The organism is Streptomyces sp. NPDC033845 (assembly GCF_055576225.1).
The window spans coordinates 242,847-258,372 of record NZ_JBVIRI010000001.1; the positions used below are offsets into that span (position 1 = coordinate 242,847).

The 15,526-nt window shown below is 74.3% G+C and carries 10 protein-coding genes; 7 read left to right on the forward strand and 3 right to left on the reverse strand.

Annotated features, from left to right (window positions below):
- Positions 1 to 55: 55 nt before the first annotated feature.
- The 3 genes from ACZ50K_RS01125 to ACZ50K_RS01135 all read right to left on the reverse strand — a co-directional run bounded on the left by ACZ50K_RS01125 (position 56) and on the right by ACZ50K_RS01135 (position 7,199).
- Positions 56 to 1,516, reverse strand: a complete 1,461-nt coding sequence (locus tag ACZ50K_RS01125; protein WP_468895811.1) for a glutamate synthase subunit beta — start codon at positions 1,514 to 1,516, stop codon at positions 56 to 58.
- Positions 1,509 to 6,047, reverse strand: coding sequence for a glutamate synthase large subunit (gene gltB / locus ACZ50K_RS01130; protein WP_468897141.1), 4,539 nt, complete (start codon positions 6,045 to 6,047; stop codon positions 1,509 to 1,511). The genes ACZ50K_RS01125 and gltB overlap by 8 nt, the downstream gene beginning before the upstream one ends.
- Positions 6,048 to 6,449: 402 nt before the next feature.
- On the reverse strand, positions 6,450 to 7,199 hold the full coding sequence (locus tag ACZ50K_RS01135) for a VIT1/CCC1 transporter family protein (protein ID WP_468895813.1): 750 nt from the start codon (positions 7,197 to 7,199) through the stop codon (positions 6,450 to 6,452).
- Between the two features lie 270 nt (positions 7,200 to 7,469).
- Here ACZ50K_RS01135 and ACZ50K_RS01140 point away from each other — a divergent pair, with 270 nt between their 5' ends.
- The 7 genes from ACZ50K_RS01140 to ACZ50K_RS01170 are packed head-to-tail and all read left to right on the forward strand — an operon-like array spanning position 7,470 to position 15,488.
- Positions 7,470 to 8,480, forward strand: a complete 1,011-nt coding sequence (locus tag ACZ50K_RS01140) for an ADP-ribosylglycohydrolase family protein (RefSeq protein WP_468897143.1) — start codon at positions 7,470 to 7,472, stop codon at positions 8,478 to 8,480.
- Positions 8,477 to 9,943: an ADP-ribosylglycohydrolase family protein gene (locus ACZ50K_RS01145; protein ID WP_468895815.1), complete on the forward strand. Its 1,467-nt coding sequence runs from the start codon at positions 8,477 to 8,479 to the stop codon at positions 9,941 to 9,943. The genes ACZ50K_RS01140 and ACZ50K_RS01145 overlap by 4 nt, the downstream gene beginning before the upstream one ends.
- Positions 9,940 to 11,136, forward strand: a complete 1,197-nt coding sequence (locus tag ACZ50K_RS01150) for an ADP-ribosylglycohydrolase family protein (protein WP_468895818.1) — start codon at positions 9,940 to 9,942, stop codon at positions 11,134 to 11,136. The genes ACZ50K_RS01145 and ACZ50K_RS01150 overlap by 4 nt, the downstream gene beginning before the upstream one ends.
- Positions 11,133 to 12,518 (forward strand): ADP-ribosylglycohydrolase family protein, encoded by a 1,386-nt coding sequence (locus ACZ50K_RS01155; RefSeq protein ID WP_468895821.1) that lies wholly within the window; start codon positions 11,133 to 11,135, stop codon positions 12,516 to 12,518. Before ACZ50K_RS01150 ends, ACZ50K_RS01155 begins: the two co-directional genes overlap by 4 nt.
- A complete protein-coding gene (gene rbsK, locus ACZ50K_RS01160; protein ID WP_468895824.1) occupies positions 12,515 to 13,477 on the forward strand; it encodes a ribokinase in 963 nt (320 codons plus the stop codon). The genes ACZ50K_RS01155 and rbsK overlap by 4 nt, the downstream gene beginning before the upstream one ends.
- On the forward strand, positions 13,474 to 14,670 hold the full coding sequence (locus ACZ50K_RS01165) for a CaiB/BaiF CoA transferase family protein (protein WP_468895827.1): 1,197 nt from the start codon (positions 13,474 to 13,476) through the stop codon (positions 14,668 to 14,670). Before rbsK ends, ACZ50K_RS01165 begins: the two co-directional genes overlap by 4 nt.
- Positions 14,667 to 15,488, forward strand: a complete 822-nt coding sequence (locus tag ACZ50K_RS01170; RefSeq protein ID WP_468895830.1) for an HpcH/HpaI aldolase/citrate lyase family protein — start codon at positions 14,667 to 14,669, stop codon at positions 15,486 to 15,488. Before ACZ50K_RS01165 ends, ACZ50K_RS01170 begins: the two co-directional genes overlap by 4 nt.
- The last annotated feature ends 38 nt before the right edge of the window (positions 15,489 to 15,526 follow it).

The following is a 15,526-nucleotide window of genomic DNA, read 5'->3' on the forward strand; positions in this document are numbered from 1 at the left end:
TGTACGGGCCGTATGAGGGGTCCCTCCCCGGGGGGAGGGGGGTGGTGCGGGTCCGTCAGACCGTCAGGGAACGGTCCGTGGGCTTGACCGGGTAGGGCAGGGTGCTGGTGCCCGTGAGGTAGCGGTCCACGCCGCGGGCGGCCGAGCGGCCCTCCGCGATGGCCCAGACGATCAGGGACTGGCCGCGGCCCGCGTCCCCGGCCACGTACACGCCGTTGACGTTCGTCGCGTAGGAGGCGTCCCGGCCGATGTTGCCGCGGGCGTCCAGCTCGACGCCGAACTGCTGCACCAGGCCGTTCTCCTGGTCGGTGCCGGTGAAGCCCATGGCCAGGGTGACCAGCTGCGCGGGGAGGACGCGCTCGGTGCCGGGCTTCTGGGTGAGCTTGCCGTCGACGAACTCCACCTCGACGAGGTGGAGCGCCTGGACGTTGCCGTCCTCGTCGCCCTCGAAGTGGGTGGTGGAGACGGAGTAGATCCGCTCGCCGCCCTCCTCGTGCGCGGAGGTGACCTTGTACAGCATCGGGAAGGTCGGCCAGGGCTGGCCGGTGGGCCGGTCCTCCGACGGGCGGGGCATGATCTCCAGCTGGGTGACCGACAGCGCGCCCTGGCGGTGGGCGGTGCCCACGCAGTCCGCGCCGGTGTCGCCGCCGCCGATGACCACCACGTGCTTGCCCTCGGCGGTGATCGGCGGGGCCACGAAGTCGCCCTCCTGCACCTTGTTGGCGAGCGGCAGGTACTCCATGGCGAAGTGGACGCCGTTCAGCTCGCGGCCCGGGACGGGCAGGTCGCGGGAGACCGTGGCGCCGGCCGCGACGACCACCGCGTCGAACCGCTTGCGCAGGTCGCCGGCCGTGATGTCGCGGCCGACCTCGATGCCGGTGCGGAACCTGGTGCCCTCCGCGCGCATCTGCTCGATGCGGCGGTTGATGTGCACCTTCTCCATCTTGAACTCGGGGATGCCGTAGCGGAGCAGGCCGCCGATGCGGTCCGCGCGCTCGTACACGACCACGGTGTGGCCGGCCCGGGTCAGCTGCTGGGCGGCGGCCAGACCGGCCGGGCCGGAGCCGATGACGGCCACGGTCTTGCCGGAGAGGCGCTCCGGGACCTGCGGGACGACGTCCCCGTTGTCCCAGGCCTTGTCGATGATCGAGACTTCGACGTTCTTGATGGTGACGGCCGGCTGGTTGATGCCGAGCACGCACGCCGACTCGCAGGGGGCCGGGCACAGCCGCCCGGTGAACTCCGGGAAGTTGTTGGTGGCGTGCAGCCGCTCGGAGGCGGCGCTCCAGTCGTCGCGGAAGGCGAAGTCGTTCCACTCGGGGATCAGGTTCCCGAGCGGGCAGCCGTTGTGGCAGAACGGGATGCCGCAGTCCATGCAGCGGCCGGCCTGCTCGCTGACGATCGGCAGCAGCGAACCGGGAACGTAGACCTCGTTCCAGTCCTTGAGGCGCTCCGCGACGGGACGGGAGCAGGCGGTCTGCCGGGGGGTGGTGAGGAAGCCCTTCGGGTCAGCCATGGGTCGCCGCCTCCATCATCTTCTCGGTGGTCTCGGACTCCGAGAGTCCGGCCCGCTCAGCGGCGTCCTTGGCGGCGAGCACTGCCTTGTACGTGGTCGGGATGATCTTGCTGAAGCGGTCCACCGAGACGGACCAGTCAGCGAGGAGCTTCGCGGCCACGGTCGAGCCGGTCTCCTCCTCGTGGCGGCGCACCACGTCGTGCAGCCACCGGGCGTCCTCCGGCGACAGGTTCTCGACCGCGTCGAGGTTGCCGGAGTTGACGTTGTGGGTGTCGAGGTCGATGACGTACGCGACGCCGCCCGACATGCCGGCCGCGAAGTTCCGGCCGGTCTCGCCGAGGACCACCGCGGTGCCGCCGGTCATGTACTCGCAGCCGTGGTCGCCCACGCCCTCCGAGACGACCAGGGCGCCGGAGTTGCGGACGCAGAAGCGTTCGCCGGTGCGGCCGCGGAGGAACATCTCGCCGCCGGTGGCGCCGTAGCCGATGGTGTTGCCGGCGATGGTGGAGTACTCCGCCAGGTGGTCGGCGCCGCGGTCGGGGCGGACCACGATCCGGCCGCCGGAGAGGCCCTTGCCGACGTAGTCGTTGGCGTCGCCCTCCAGACGGAGGGTCACCCCGTTCGGGATGAAGGCGCCGAAGGACTGGCCGGCGCTGCCGGTGAAGGTCAGGTCGACGGTGTTGTCGGGCAGGCCCGCACCGCCGAACCGCTTGGTGACCTCGTGGCCGAGCATGGTGCCGACGGTCCGGTTGATGTTGCGGATCGCGACCTGGGCGCGGACCGGCTGGGCGGCTTCCGCGGTGGTGGCGTTCAGGGCCTCGGAGGCGAGCTCGATCAGCTCGTTGTCGAGGGCCTTCTCCAGACCGTGGTCCTGGGCGATCAGCGCGTGGCGGACCGCGCCCTCGGGCAGGTCCGGCACGTGGAACAGCGGTTCCAGGTCCAGGCCCTGGGCCTTCCAGTGGGTGACGGCGGCGCTGGTGTCGAGGAGTTCGGCGTGGCCGACGGCCTCCTCGATGGTGCGGAAGCCCAGCTCGGCGAGGAGCTCGCGGACCTCTTCGGCGATGAACTCGAAGAAGTTGACGACGAACTCGGGCTTGCCGGAGAACCGGTCGCGGAGCACCGGGTTCTGGGTGGCGATGCCGACCGGGCAGGTGTCCAGGTGGCAGACCCGCATCATGACGCAGCCGGAGACGACGAGCGGCGCGGTCGCGAAACCGAACTCCTCGGCGCCGAGCAGCGCGGCGATGACCACGTCGCGGCCGGTCTTGAGCTGGCCGTCGGTCTGGACGACGATCCGGTCGCGCAGCCCGTTGAGCAGCAGGGTCTGCTGGGTCTCGGCCAGGCCGAGCTCCCAGGGGCCGCCCGCGTGCTTGAGCGAGGTGAGCGGGGAGGCGCCGGTGCCGCCGTCGTGGCCGGAGATCAGGACCACGTCGGCGTGCGCCTTGGAGACGCCGGCGGCGACGGTGCCGACGCCGACCTCGGAGACGAGCTTCACGTGGATGCGCGCGACCGGGTTGGCGTTCTTGAGGTCGTGGATCAGCTGGGCCAGATCCTCGATGGAGTAGATGTCGTGGTGCGGCGGCGGGGAGATCAGGCCGACGCCCGGGGTGGAGTGCCGGGTCTTGGCGACCCACGGGTAGACCTTGTGGCCGGGCAGCTGGCCGCCCTCGCCGGGCTTGGCGCCCTGCGCCATCTTGATCTGGATGTCGTCCGCGTTGACCAGGTACTCGCTGGTGACACCGAAGCGGCCGGAGGCGACCTGCTTGATGGAGGACCGGCGGGCCGGGTCGTAGAGGCGGTCCGGGTCCTCGCCGCCCTCACCGGTGTTGGACTTGCCGCCCAGCTGGTTCATGGCGATGGCGAGGGTCTCGTGGGCCTCGCGGGAGATGGAGCCGTAGGACATGGCGCCGGTGGAGAACCGCTTGACGATCTCGGAGACCGGCTCGACCTCGTCCACGGGGATCGCGGGGCGGTCGCCCTTCAGCGCGAACAGGCCGCGGAGCGTCATCAGGCGCTCGGACTGCTCGTTCACCCGGTCCGTGTACTGCTTGAAGATGTCGTACCGGCGGTTGCGGGTGGCGTGCTGGAGGCGGAAGACCGTCTCCGGGTCGAACAGGTGCGGTTCGCCCTCGCGGCGCCACTGGTACTCGCCGCCGATCTCCAGGGCGCGGTGCGCGGAGGAGATGCCGGAGACCGGGTAGGCCTTGGCGTGGCGGGCGGCCACCTCCTTGGCGATGACCTCCAGGCCGGCGCCGCCGATCTTGGTGGCGGTGCCGTTGAAGTAGGCGCCGACGAACTCCTCGTTCAGGCCGACGGCCTCGAAGACCTGGGCGCCGCGGTAGGAGGCGACGGTGGAGATGCCCATCTTGGACATGACCTTCAGGACGCCCTTGCCGAGGGCGTAGATCAGGTTCCGGATGGCCTGCTCGGGCTCCAGGCCGGCGAGGAAGGTGCCGGCGCGCAGCAGGTCCTCGACCGACTCCATGGCCAGGTACGGGTTGACGGCGGCGGCGCCGTAGCCGATGAGCAGCGCGACGTGGTGGACCTCGCGGACGTCGCCGGCCTCGATGAGCAGGCCGACCTGGGTCCGCTGCTTGGTGGCGATGAGGTGGTGGTGCACGGCGGAGGTGAGCAGCAGCGAGGGGATCGGCGCGTGCTCGGCGTCCGAGTGGCGGTCCGAGAGGACGATCAGCCGGGCGCCGTTCTCGATGGCCGCGTCGGCCTCGGCGAGGATCTCGGTGATCCGGGCGGCGAGGGCGTCGCCGCCGCCGGAGACCCGGTACAGGCCGGACAGGGTCGCGGCCTTCATGCCGGGCATGTCGCCGTCGGCGTTGATGTGGATGAGCTTGGCCAGCTCGTCGTTGTCGATCACCGGGAACGGCAGCATGATGTTGCGGCAGGAGACCGCGGTCGGCTCCAGCAGGTTGGCCTGCGGGCCGATGTGGGAGCGCAGCGAGGTGACGAGCTCCTCGCGGATGGCGTCCAGCGGCGGGTTGGTGACCTGCGCGAACAGCTGGGTGAAGTAGTCGAAGAGCAGCCGGGGGCGCTCGGACAGGGCCGCGATCGGCGAGTCGGTGCCCATCGAGCCGAGGGGCTCGCCGGCGGTGCGGGCCATCGGGGCGAGGATGACGCGGAGTTCTTCCTCGGTGTAGCCGAAGGTCTGCTGGCGGCGGGTGACCGAGGCGTGGGTGTAGGCGACGTGCTCGCGCTCCGGGAGGTCCTCCAGCTCGATCTCGCCGGCTTCGAGCCATTCCGCGTACGGCTGCTCGGCGGCCAGCGCGTCCTTGATCTCGTCGTCCTCGATGATCCGCTTCTGGGCGGTGTCGACGAGGAACATCTTGCCGGGCTGGAGCCGGCCCTTGCGGACCACCTTGGCCGGGTCGATGTCCAGGACGCCGACCTCGGAGGAGAGCACGACGAAGTCGTCGTCGGTGACCCAGTAGCGGCCGGGGCGCAGGCCGTTGCGGTCGAGGACCGCGCCGACCTGGGTGCCGTCGGTGAAGGTGACGCAGGCCGGTCCGTCCCACGGCTCCATCATGGTGGCGTGGTACTGGTAGAACGCGCGGCGGGCCGGGTCCATGGAGGTGTGGTTCTCCCACGCCTCCGGGATCATCATCAGCACGCTGTGCGGCAGGGAGCGGCCGCCGAGGTGGAGGAGTTCCAGGACCTCGTCGAAGGAGGCCGAGTCGGAGGCGTCCGGGGTGCAGATCGGGAAGATCCGCTCCAGCTTGTCGGCGCCGAAGAGCTCGGAGGCCAGCTGGGACTCGCGGGCCTTCATCCAGTTCCGGTTGCCCTTGACCGTGTTGATCTCGCCGTTGTGGGCGACGAAGCGGTACGGGTGGGCCAGCGGCCAGGACGGGAAGGTGTTGGTGGAGAAGCGCGAGTGGACCAGGGCGAGGGCCGAGGCGAAGCGGCGGTCGGAGAGGTCCGGGAAGAAGGGCTCAAGCTGGCCGGTGGTCAGCATGCCCTTGTAGACGATGGTGCGGGCGGAGAGCGACGGGAAGTAGGTGGCCGCCTCGCGTTCGGCGCGCTTGCGCAGCACGAACGCCTTGCGGTCCAGCTCCAGGCCGGTGCTGCCGTTGCTGACGAACAGCTGGCGGAAGGCCGGCATGGTGGCGCGGGCGCCGTTGCCGAGCAGGTCCGGGGTGACCGGGACCTCGCGCCAGCCGAGGACCGTGAGGTCCTCCTCGGCGGCGATGGCCTCGATGCGCTCCACGGCGACGGCCTGTGCGGTGTCGTCGGCGGGGAGGAAGGCGATGCCCACGGCGTAGCCGCCGGCCGCGGGGAGCTCGAATCCGGCGACCTCGCGGAGGAAGGCGTCGGGGACCTGGGAGAGGATGCCGGCGCCGTCGCCCGAGTCGGGCTCGGATCCGGTGGCGCCGCGGTGTTCGAGGTTCCGCAGTACGGTCAGTGCCTGCTCGACGAGGGTGTGGGTCGCCTCGCCGGTGAGGTTCGCCACGAAGCCGACGCCGCAGGCGTCCTTCTCGTTGCGCGGGTCGTACATGCCCTGGGGGGCGGGGCGACCGTCCATGGGCGACCAGGCAGTGGTGCTGGGGCCGGTCGCGGAGTGCGTGGATGCGGAACGCATCGGCTCTCCCGTCGTCGTCGTGGCATATGTGCATAGCCGAGGGACGACGTTGGCCCTCTGCGAAATTTCGTGCAGGTTACATGATGACGGCAATCCCGCGAACCGGATATCGCGTTTCAGCATGCGGACACTGCTCACGGCAGAGTGGGGACCTTCGCGGCCCTGTTCCGGGCCGTGAGTCCTTGGGTGGCGGACCGGAGGGCCCGGGGCGGGACGGGCATCATTGCCCGCGGCGCCCAGGTCTCCCGACCGCTGGGGTGTCATGCCCGGTGGACATGAAATCGAAACCACCGGGTAACCCACTGAATATGTCGGTTACTGCATAGTCTCTCACTCTCGCGCGGGTCAGCTTACGGCCGAACCGATCCAGGTTCCCAGGATGTACGTCACACCCGCCGCCGCGCCACCCAGCAGCAGCTGCCGCAGCCCGCTGCTCCACCAGGTGGCGGCGGTGACCTTGGAGACCACGGCCCCGCAGAGGAACAGCCCGGCCAGCGCCAGCAGCACGGCCGGCCAGATCGCGGTGGCCCCGAGCAGGTACGGCAGCAGGGGCAGCAGCGCGCCCAGCGCGAAGGAGCCGAACGAGGACACCGCGGCCACCAGCGGGGAGGGCAGGTCCTCCGGGTCTATCCCGAGCTCCTCGCGGGCGTGGATCTCCAGCGCCCGCTCCGGGTCCCGGGACAGCTGCACCGCCACCTCGCGGGCCAGCACCGGCTCGACGCCCCGGGAGACGTAGAGCTCGGCCAGCTCCTCCATCTCGTCCACCGGGTGCTTGCGCAACTGCTGGCGCTCCACGTCGAGTTCCGCCAGCACCAGATCCCGCTGCGAGGCCACCGAGGTGTACTCTCCGGCGGCCATCGAGAAGGCACCGGCGGCCAGACCCGCCAGACCGGTGATCACCACGGTCTGCGGGGACACCGCACCGCCCGCCATACCGGTCATCAGCGCCAGGTTGGAGACCAGTCCGTCCATCGCGCCGAACACCGCCGGCCGCAGCCATCCGCCGTTGACGTCCCGGTGGGTGTGGTTCTCCCGGTGCGCCTCGTGCAGCGGCGCCCGGGTGTCGATGATGCCGTGGATGGCGCTGATGGACATGTGGCTTCGCTCCCCTTTTGCGTACGACGGAAGGCAGGCAGGAACCCGAAGGGCGTTCCGGCCCGTCCCGTCCCCCTGAACACCTCGAAACTACGCACGATTTCCAGCCGCCGCCAGCAAGGAAGGCCGTACTTACCAGGGGTTTTGAGGTTCGGCGACCGGGTGACGGGCGGGTTCGAGGGGTGTTTCGCAGCAGCCGACAAACCGAATGCCATGGCACAAATCCCCCATGGGCTCATGATGAGTTCCACCGAGTCGGAGAGGCGCGCCATGGAGCTGACCGCACGCGATCCGAAGGTCCTCCTCGAACGGGCCAGGGGCGCCCTGCTGGGACTCGCGGTCGGGGACGCGCTGGGCGCCCCCGCGGAGAACATGAAGCCCTCGGAGATCCGTTCCCGTTGGGGCCGGATCGAGGGCTTCGTCTCGGAGGACCCGGCCGGCACCGACGACACCGAGTACGCGATCTTCTCGGGCCTGCTGCTGGCCCGGCACGGCAGCGCGCTGACCGTGGCACACGTCGAACGGGCCTGGCACCTCTGGATCGCCGATCTGGACGAAGGCCCGTTCCGCGGGGCCGGGTTCTCCGAACGCGGCACCCTGGAGAACCTCCGGCGCGGACTGGCCGCCCCCATCTCCGCGCAGCACCGGCACGCCTGGTCGGACGGGCTCGCCATGCGGGCCGCCCCGTTCGGGGTGTTCGCGGCGGGCCGGCCGGCCGAGGCGGCCCGGCTGGTCGCCGTCGACGGCACCGTCAGCCATGACGGCGAGGGCATCTACGGCGGACAGGCGGTGGCCGCCGGGGTCGCCGCGGCCATGGCCGGCGGCTCCCCCGCCTCCGTGGTCTCGGCCGCCCTGTCGGTGATCCCCTCCGACTCCTGGACGGCCCGCTCCCTGCGGCGCGCGGTGACCGCCGCCCCGCGCGGGGAGCGGGCGGTCCGCTCGGCGGTGGTCATCGGCGGCTATCCGTGGACGGACCTGGCCCCGGAGGCCGTCGGGCTGGCCTTCGGCGCGTTCGCCGCCTCCGGCGGCGCCTTCGCCGCTTCGGTGCTGACCGCGGTCAACATGGGGCGGGACGCGGACACCACCGCCGCGGTGGCCGGGGCCCTGGCCGGAGCCCTGTCCGGCCTCTCGGCGATCCCGGCCGACTGGGCCGCGGCCATCGGGCCGGTCCGCGGCAGTTGTCTGCCCTCGATGCGCGGCTACCACGTGCTGGACATCGCGGACCTCCTCACCCCGGAGAGCGAGCCCCACCGAACCCAGGAAAGCGAGCCCCGCCGATGACCGCCCCCACCGCCTCCCCCGGCCTCCCGGCCGGCTCCGCCGCACCGCGCCCCGCCCCGTGGCCCGGGCCCTTCGCGCCGGACGGTCCCGGGCCCGCGCCGGCCACCGGTCCGGCGGACGGTAGGGAGCCGGGGCCGGCCGGCCCGGCGGCCCCGCTCTGCCCGGCCGCCAACCGGCCGCAGGCCGCCCCCGCCGCCGCAGCGGCCGCGGCCGTCGCTGCCGCGGCCGTACCGATCGCGCCGGAGCCGCCCGCCGGGGCCGGGGCCCGGACCGGGCCCGGACCCCGGGCGGAGACGGCGGCCCGCGAGGGCACCGCCCCGGCGGCGGACGGGCGACGGATCGAGGGGCTGCTGCTCGGCCTGGCCGCCGGGGACGCGGCCGGCTGGCCCGCCGCCCGGCACCGGGCCAGCCGGATGCCCGAGTGGACCCGCCGGCTGACCCGCGAGCTCGACACCTTCGCCGAGCAGAACGCCACCACCACCCTCCCGGTCCCGATCGCCCTCAACCAGCCGCCCGAGCCCCTCCGCCTCGGCCCCTCCGACGACGCCGAATGGGCCGCCTTCGCGGCCGAGTCCGTGCTCACCGCCGCCGGGGCCCTGCTCAGCGACCTGTCCCGGTCCCGCCGGATGCGGGCCGCCATCGACCTGGCCTGGAACGCCCTCGCCAGCGAGGTCGCCGCCGCGGCCGAACGCGCGCCCGAGGTGGAGTCCGCGGTGCTCCCGATGCGCGCCCGGATCTCCGTGCGCGCCGGGCTCGGGAACCTCGCCGCCGGTCTGCGCCCGCCCGCCACCGGCCACGACAACCCGCACTACTTCGACGACGCCGCCTGCGTCCGGGCCGCCGTCCTGGCCGTGGTGCACCCCGGCGACCCGCGCGCCGCCGCCGACCTCGCCGAGTTCGACGCCCGCTACACCCAGGACGGCGACGGGGTGCACGGCGCCCGCGCCGTCGCCGCGGCCGTCGCGGCGGCCCTCGGCGGCGCCGGGGTGGACCGGGCCGTGGAGGAGGCCCTCCTGGAACTCCCCGAGGGCACGGAGATCGGCCGCAACGCCCGGCACGCCGTCGCCCTCGCCCGGACCGCCGCCGAAGGCGCCTTCGGACTCGTCCCCACCCTCGAACACCAGATCGTCGACCACGTCTACAGCTACGGCATCGCCGCCGCCGAGACCGTCCCCGTCGCCCTCGCCCTGGCCACCGCCGCCCGCGGCCGGGTGGCCGAGGCCGTCCCGGCCGCCGCCTGCCTGTCCCGGGTCGCCGACTCCGCCCCCGCCCTGGCCGGTGCCCTCACCGGGGCCCTGGGCGGCGCCGCCGCCATCCCGGCCGCCTGGCGGGAGGCCTGCCGGACCCTGTCCGGCTGCGCCCTGCCCCGGCTGGCCGGCACCGATCTGGTGGAGCTGGCCGCGCTGCTCGCCGGCACCGAGCTCACCACCCCCGAAGCCACCGAAGGAGCCTCCCTGACATGACGCCCATGACGACCCCGACGACGGCCACGACCCCGGCCACCACCGCGGCCGCTCCCCCGCTGGAGGACCGGGCGGCCGGCTGCCTGATCGGCGCCGCCGTCGGCGACGCCCTCGGCGGCCCGGTCGAGGGCTGGTCCCCCGACCTCATCGTGGAACGGCACGGCGGCCGGGTGCACGGCATCGTCGGCCCCTGGTACGAGGACTGGCGCACCGCCCGCCCCATCGCGCCGTACCACAAGGGCGACGGGCACGTCACCGACGACACCCTGATGACCCATGCCCTGGTCCGGGTCTACGAGCGGGTCCGCGACCACCTGGACGCCTACGCGGTCGCCGACCACCTGGTCCCCGACCTGATGGGCGACCCGCGCTGGATCCCGGAGCTGGAGGCCGAGGCACTGCCGCTCCAGCGGATCTTCCTGGCCGAGAAGTGGATCGTCGCGCGCCTCCACTACGGCCATGTGGACCCCCGCGAGGCCGGCTCCGGGAACATCGTCAACTGCGGTGCCGCGATGTACATGGCACCGGTCGGGATCGTCAACGCGGGCCATCCGGCCGGGGCGTACGCGGAGGCCCTGGACATCGCGGGGGCGCACCAGTCCTCGTACGGACGGGAGGCCGCCGGGGTGTTCGCGGCGGCCGTCGCCGCCGCCTGCACGCCGGGGGCCACCGCCGCCTCGGTGGTGGACACCGCCCTCGCCCTGGCGAAGGACGGCACCCGGGCCGCGATCGAGGCGGTGGCCGAAGCGGCCGCCGGACACCGCGGGTTCGAGTCGGCGCTGGGCCCGCTGCGGGCCGCGGTGGCCCCGTACGACACGGTCGGGCCGGACTACCGGGCCCCGTCGCTGGGCGCCCGCCGGCCGTCCCGGCTGCACTCCATCGAGGAACTCCCGGTGGCGCTCGGCATGCTGCTGGTGGCCGACGGGGACTACCGGACGGCGGTCCTCGGCGCGGTCAACTACGGCCGGGACTGCGACTCGACGGCGACCATGGCCGGCGCGCTGGCCGGCGCGCTCGGCGGCGAGGCGGCCGTCCCGGCCGACTGGGCGGAGCGGGTGGCCGGGGCCAGCCGGCTGGACCTGCACGCCCCGGCCGCGGCGCTGGCAGCCGTCGGCCGCGAGGTGTTCGCCCGCGACACCGCCCGCCGCCGCGCCCACGAGGCCGCGTTCGCCGCCCTCACGGACCCCCGATGACCACGGCCGACAGCGTCCGGCTGACCTGGGTGCAGCCGGAGGACCTGGTCGGGCACGAGCTCCGGCAGGCCGTCGAGGACGGCCGGGACCCGGGGGCGCAGCTGCGGGCCTGGCGGGCCGCGGGCGGACGTCCCGCCCCGACCCGGGCCGGGGCCTCGCAGACCCCGGCCGACCCGGCGCTGCGCGCCCTGGCCGACCGCCTCCTCGACGAACTCGCCGCCCTCCCCGAGCCACCGGCCCCGCCGGCGGCGCCGGCCCCGTCGGGTACGTCGGCCTCGGGCCCGCAGCCGGCCGCCGCGGGCCCGACCGGGGCGGCGGCCGGGGCCGGGCTGACGGACCGGCTGGAGGCCGCGTGGACCGGCCGGGCCGTCGGATGCCTGCTGGGCAAGCCGGTGGAGAAGCTGCCGCTGGAGGCCATCCGGGCGCTGGGCCGGGCCGCCGGCAACTGGCCGCTGCGGAGCTGGTTCACCGCCCGCGGGGTGCCCGCCGAGCTGCTGGCCGCCCACCCCTGGAACCGCCGGTCCGCCGGCACCTCCCTCGCCGAGAACATCGACGGCATGCCCGAGGACGACGACCTCAACTACGCCCTGCTCAACCTGCTGCTCCTGCAACGGCACGGCAAGGACTTCCGGACCGCCGACGTGGCCCGCCTCTGGCTGGACGAGCTGCCGCCCGGCCGGACCTTCACCGCCGAGCGGATCGCCCTGCGCAACCTGCTGCTCGGGGTGGAGCCGCCGCGCACCGCCGTCCACCGCAACCCGTTCCGCGAATGGATCGGCGCCCTGATCCGGGCGGACGTGCACGGCTGGACCAACCCCGGGGACCCGGTCCGGGCCGCCCGGCAGGCCGAGCGGGACGCCGCGCTCACCCACACCGGCAACGGGGTCCACGCGGCCCGGTTCGCCGCCGCCGCCATCGCCTCGGCGGCCGGCGGCCGGGCCGACGTGCACACCGCGCTGCGCGCCGGACTGGACGCCGTCCCCGTCGGCTCCCGGCTGGCCGAGGCCGTCCGGGACGGCATCGACACCGCGTCCCGGCACACCGACTTCGACCGGGTGGTGGACCACCTGCACCGCCGGCACGGCCACTACCACTGGGTGCACTCGGTGCCCAACACCGCCCTGATCGCCGCCGCCCTCACCCATGCCGACGGGGACTTCGGCCACTCCGTCACCCGGGCCGTGTCCGGCGGCTGGGACACCGACTCCAACGGGGCCACCGCGGGTGGGCTCGCCGGACTGCTGGCAGGCTCCCCGCAGGCCCTCCCGGACCACTGGACGGCCCCGCTGAGGAACCGGCTGGCCAGCAGCGTCGCCGGGTTCGACGGCATCGGCTTCGACACCCTCGCCCAGCTCACCGCTCAGGAGGCAGCCCGCTCATGACGGCCATCGCCGTGCTCGGCAGCACCAATATGGACCTGGTCGCCTACGTCCCCAAAGCCCCCCGGCTCGGCGAGACGGTGACCGGCCGCGCCTTCCGGACCGTCCCCGGCGGGAAGGGCGCCAACCAGGCCGTGGCCGCCGCCCGCTGCGGAGCGGCGGTGACCATGATCGGCGCGGTCGGGGCCGACGAGTTCGGGCTGCGGCTGCGGGCCTCGCTGCGCGCCGCCGGGGTCGGCACCGAGGGGCTGCGCACCGTGGAGGGCGCCAGCGGCACCGCCCACATCACCGTGGACGACGAGGGCGGCAACTCCATCATCGTGATCCCCGGCGCCAACGCCCGGCTCACCGGGCTGGAGACGGGCGACGAGGCCCGGATCGCGGCGGCAGACGTCCTGCTGCTCCAGCTGGAACTGCCCCTGTCCGCCGTACTGGCGGGCGCCGAGGCCGCCCGGGCGCACGGGGTGCGGACCGTGCTGACCCCCGCGCCCGCCCAGCCGCTGCCGGACCGGCTGCTCGCCGCCACCGACCTGCTGGTGCCCAACGAGCACGAGGCGGCCGCCCTCACCGGCCTGACCGATCCGCCGCGGGCCGCCGAGGCCCTGCTGCGGCTGGTCCCCGAGGTGGTGATCACCCTGGGGGCGGCCGGCTGCCTGCACGCGGCCCGGGGGCGGGAACCGGTCACCGTGGCGGCCCCGGCGGTCCGGGCCGTGGACAGCACCGCGGCCGGGGACACCTTCGTCGGGGCGCTGGCCGTGGCCCTGGGCGAGGGCCGTCCGGTGCGGGCCGCGCTGGCCTGGGCCTCGGCGGCGGCCGCGCTGTCCGTCCAGCGGCCCGGCGCCCAGGACTCCATGCCGGACCGCGCCCAGACCGAGGAACTGTTCACGGCACACACGGCACACACGTCACACCCGGGAACCGCGGGCAGCGCGGGCACCGCGGAACAGGGCGGCCCCGCATGACCCCGGCCGGCGGGCCGCTGACCGGGCTGCGGGTGCTGGACCTGGCGACCCTGTTCGCCGGCCCGCTCGCCGCCACCCTGCTCGGGGACTTCGGCGCCGAGGTGGTCAAGGTGGAGCATCCGCTGCGCCCCGACCCCTCCCGCGGCCACGGCCCCGCCAAGGACGGCATCGGCCTGTGGTGGAAGCTGCTGGGCCGCAACAAGCGGACCATCACCCTGGACCTGTCCGCCCCCGGCGGCCGGGACACCCTCCTCCGGCTCGCCGCCGGCGCCGACGTGGTGATCGAGAACTTCCGGCCCGGCACCCTGGAGAGGTGGGGCCTGGGCTGGCCCGAGCTGTCGGCGGCCAACCCCCGCCTGGTGCTGGCCCGGGTGACCGGCTTCGGACAGTACGGCCCCTACGCCCACCGGCCCGGCTTCGGCACCCTCGCCGAGGCCATGAGCGGGTTCGCCGCGATCACCGGGGACCCGGACGGACCGCCGACCCTGCCCCCGTTCGGGCTGGCCGACTCGATCGCCGCGCTGACCACGGCGTACGCGGTGATGACCGCGCTGGCCGGCCGGGCCGCCACCGGCCGGGGGCAGGTCGTGGACCTGGCCATCATCGAGCCGATCCTGACGGTGCTGGGCCCGCACCCCCTCTGGTACGACCAGCTCGGCTACGTCCAGCCGCGCACCGGCAACCGCTCCGCCAACAACGCCCCCCGCAACACCTACCGCAGCGCCGACGGCCGCTGGCTGGCCGTCTCCACCTCCGCCCAGTCCGTGGCCGAACGGGTGGTCCGGCTGGTGGGGCGCCCCGAGCTGGCCGAGGAGCCCTGGTTCGGGTCCGGGGCGGAGCGGGCCGCACACGCGGAACTGCTGGACGAGGCGGTCGGCGGCTGGATCGCCCGGCACAAGGCGGACGAGGTGGTCGCCGCCTTCGAGGAGGCGCAGGCCGCGGTGGCGCCCGTCTACGACATCAGGGACGTGATGGCCGATCCGCAGTACGCGGCCCTGGACACCCTGACCGAGGTCCAGGATCCGGAACTGGGGCCGCTGCGCATGCAGAACGTGCTGTTCCGGCTGTCCGGGACCCCCGGCGGGATCCGCTGGGCGGGCCGCCCGCACGGCGCCGACACGGACGCGGTCCTCGGCGAACTGGGACTGTCCCCGGCGGAGATCGCCGGGCTGCGGACGGAGGGAGTGCTGTGATCCTCACCTGGCTGTACGTTCCCGGCGACCGGCCGGCGGTGGTCGCCAAGGCACTCGCCGCGGGCGCCGACGCGGTGATCGTGGACCTGGAGGACGCGGTCCCGGTCTCCCGGAAGGAGTACGCGCGCGCCGCCACGGCGGAACTGCTGACCGCCCGCCCGCCGGTACCGGTCCACGTCCGGGTCAACGCCATCGACTCGCCCTGGGCGGGAGCCGACCTGACCGCGCTGAACGGACTGCGCGGCCTGTCCGGGATCCGGCTGCCGAAGGTCGGCGCCCCGGAGACGGTGGCCCGGGTCGCGGAACGCACCGGCGGGGTGGCGCTGTACGCGCTGCTGGAGTCCGCGATCGGGGTGGAGCGGGCCTACGAGATCGCCCGCGCGCACCCCGCCCTGCACGGGCTGGCCCTGGGCGAGGCGGACCTGCGGGCCGACCTCGGGGTGAGCGCCGACCAGGGCCTGGACTGGTCCCGGTCCCGGGTGGTGGTCGCCGCCCGGGCCGCCGGGCTGGCCCCGCCGGCCCAGTCCGTGTTCCCCGACATCTGCGACATGGAGGCCCTGGCGGCCTCCTGCGCCCACGGACGGGCCCTGGGGTTCCTGGGCCGGGCGGCGATCCATCCGCGGCAGCTGCCGGTGATCGAGCGGTCCTATCTGCCGACGGCCGCGGAGGTGAGCGCCGCCCGGGAGGTGGTGGGCGCGGCACGGCGCACCCCGGGCGCGGTGGCCCTGCCGGACGGCCGCTTCGTCGACCCGGCCGTCCTGGCCGGCGCCGAACGCATCGTCGCCCTCTCGACCCGCCGCCCCGCCCCGGGGCACTGAAGCGCCGGCGTTTGAGGCGCGGGGGTCCGGGGGCAGGG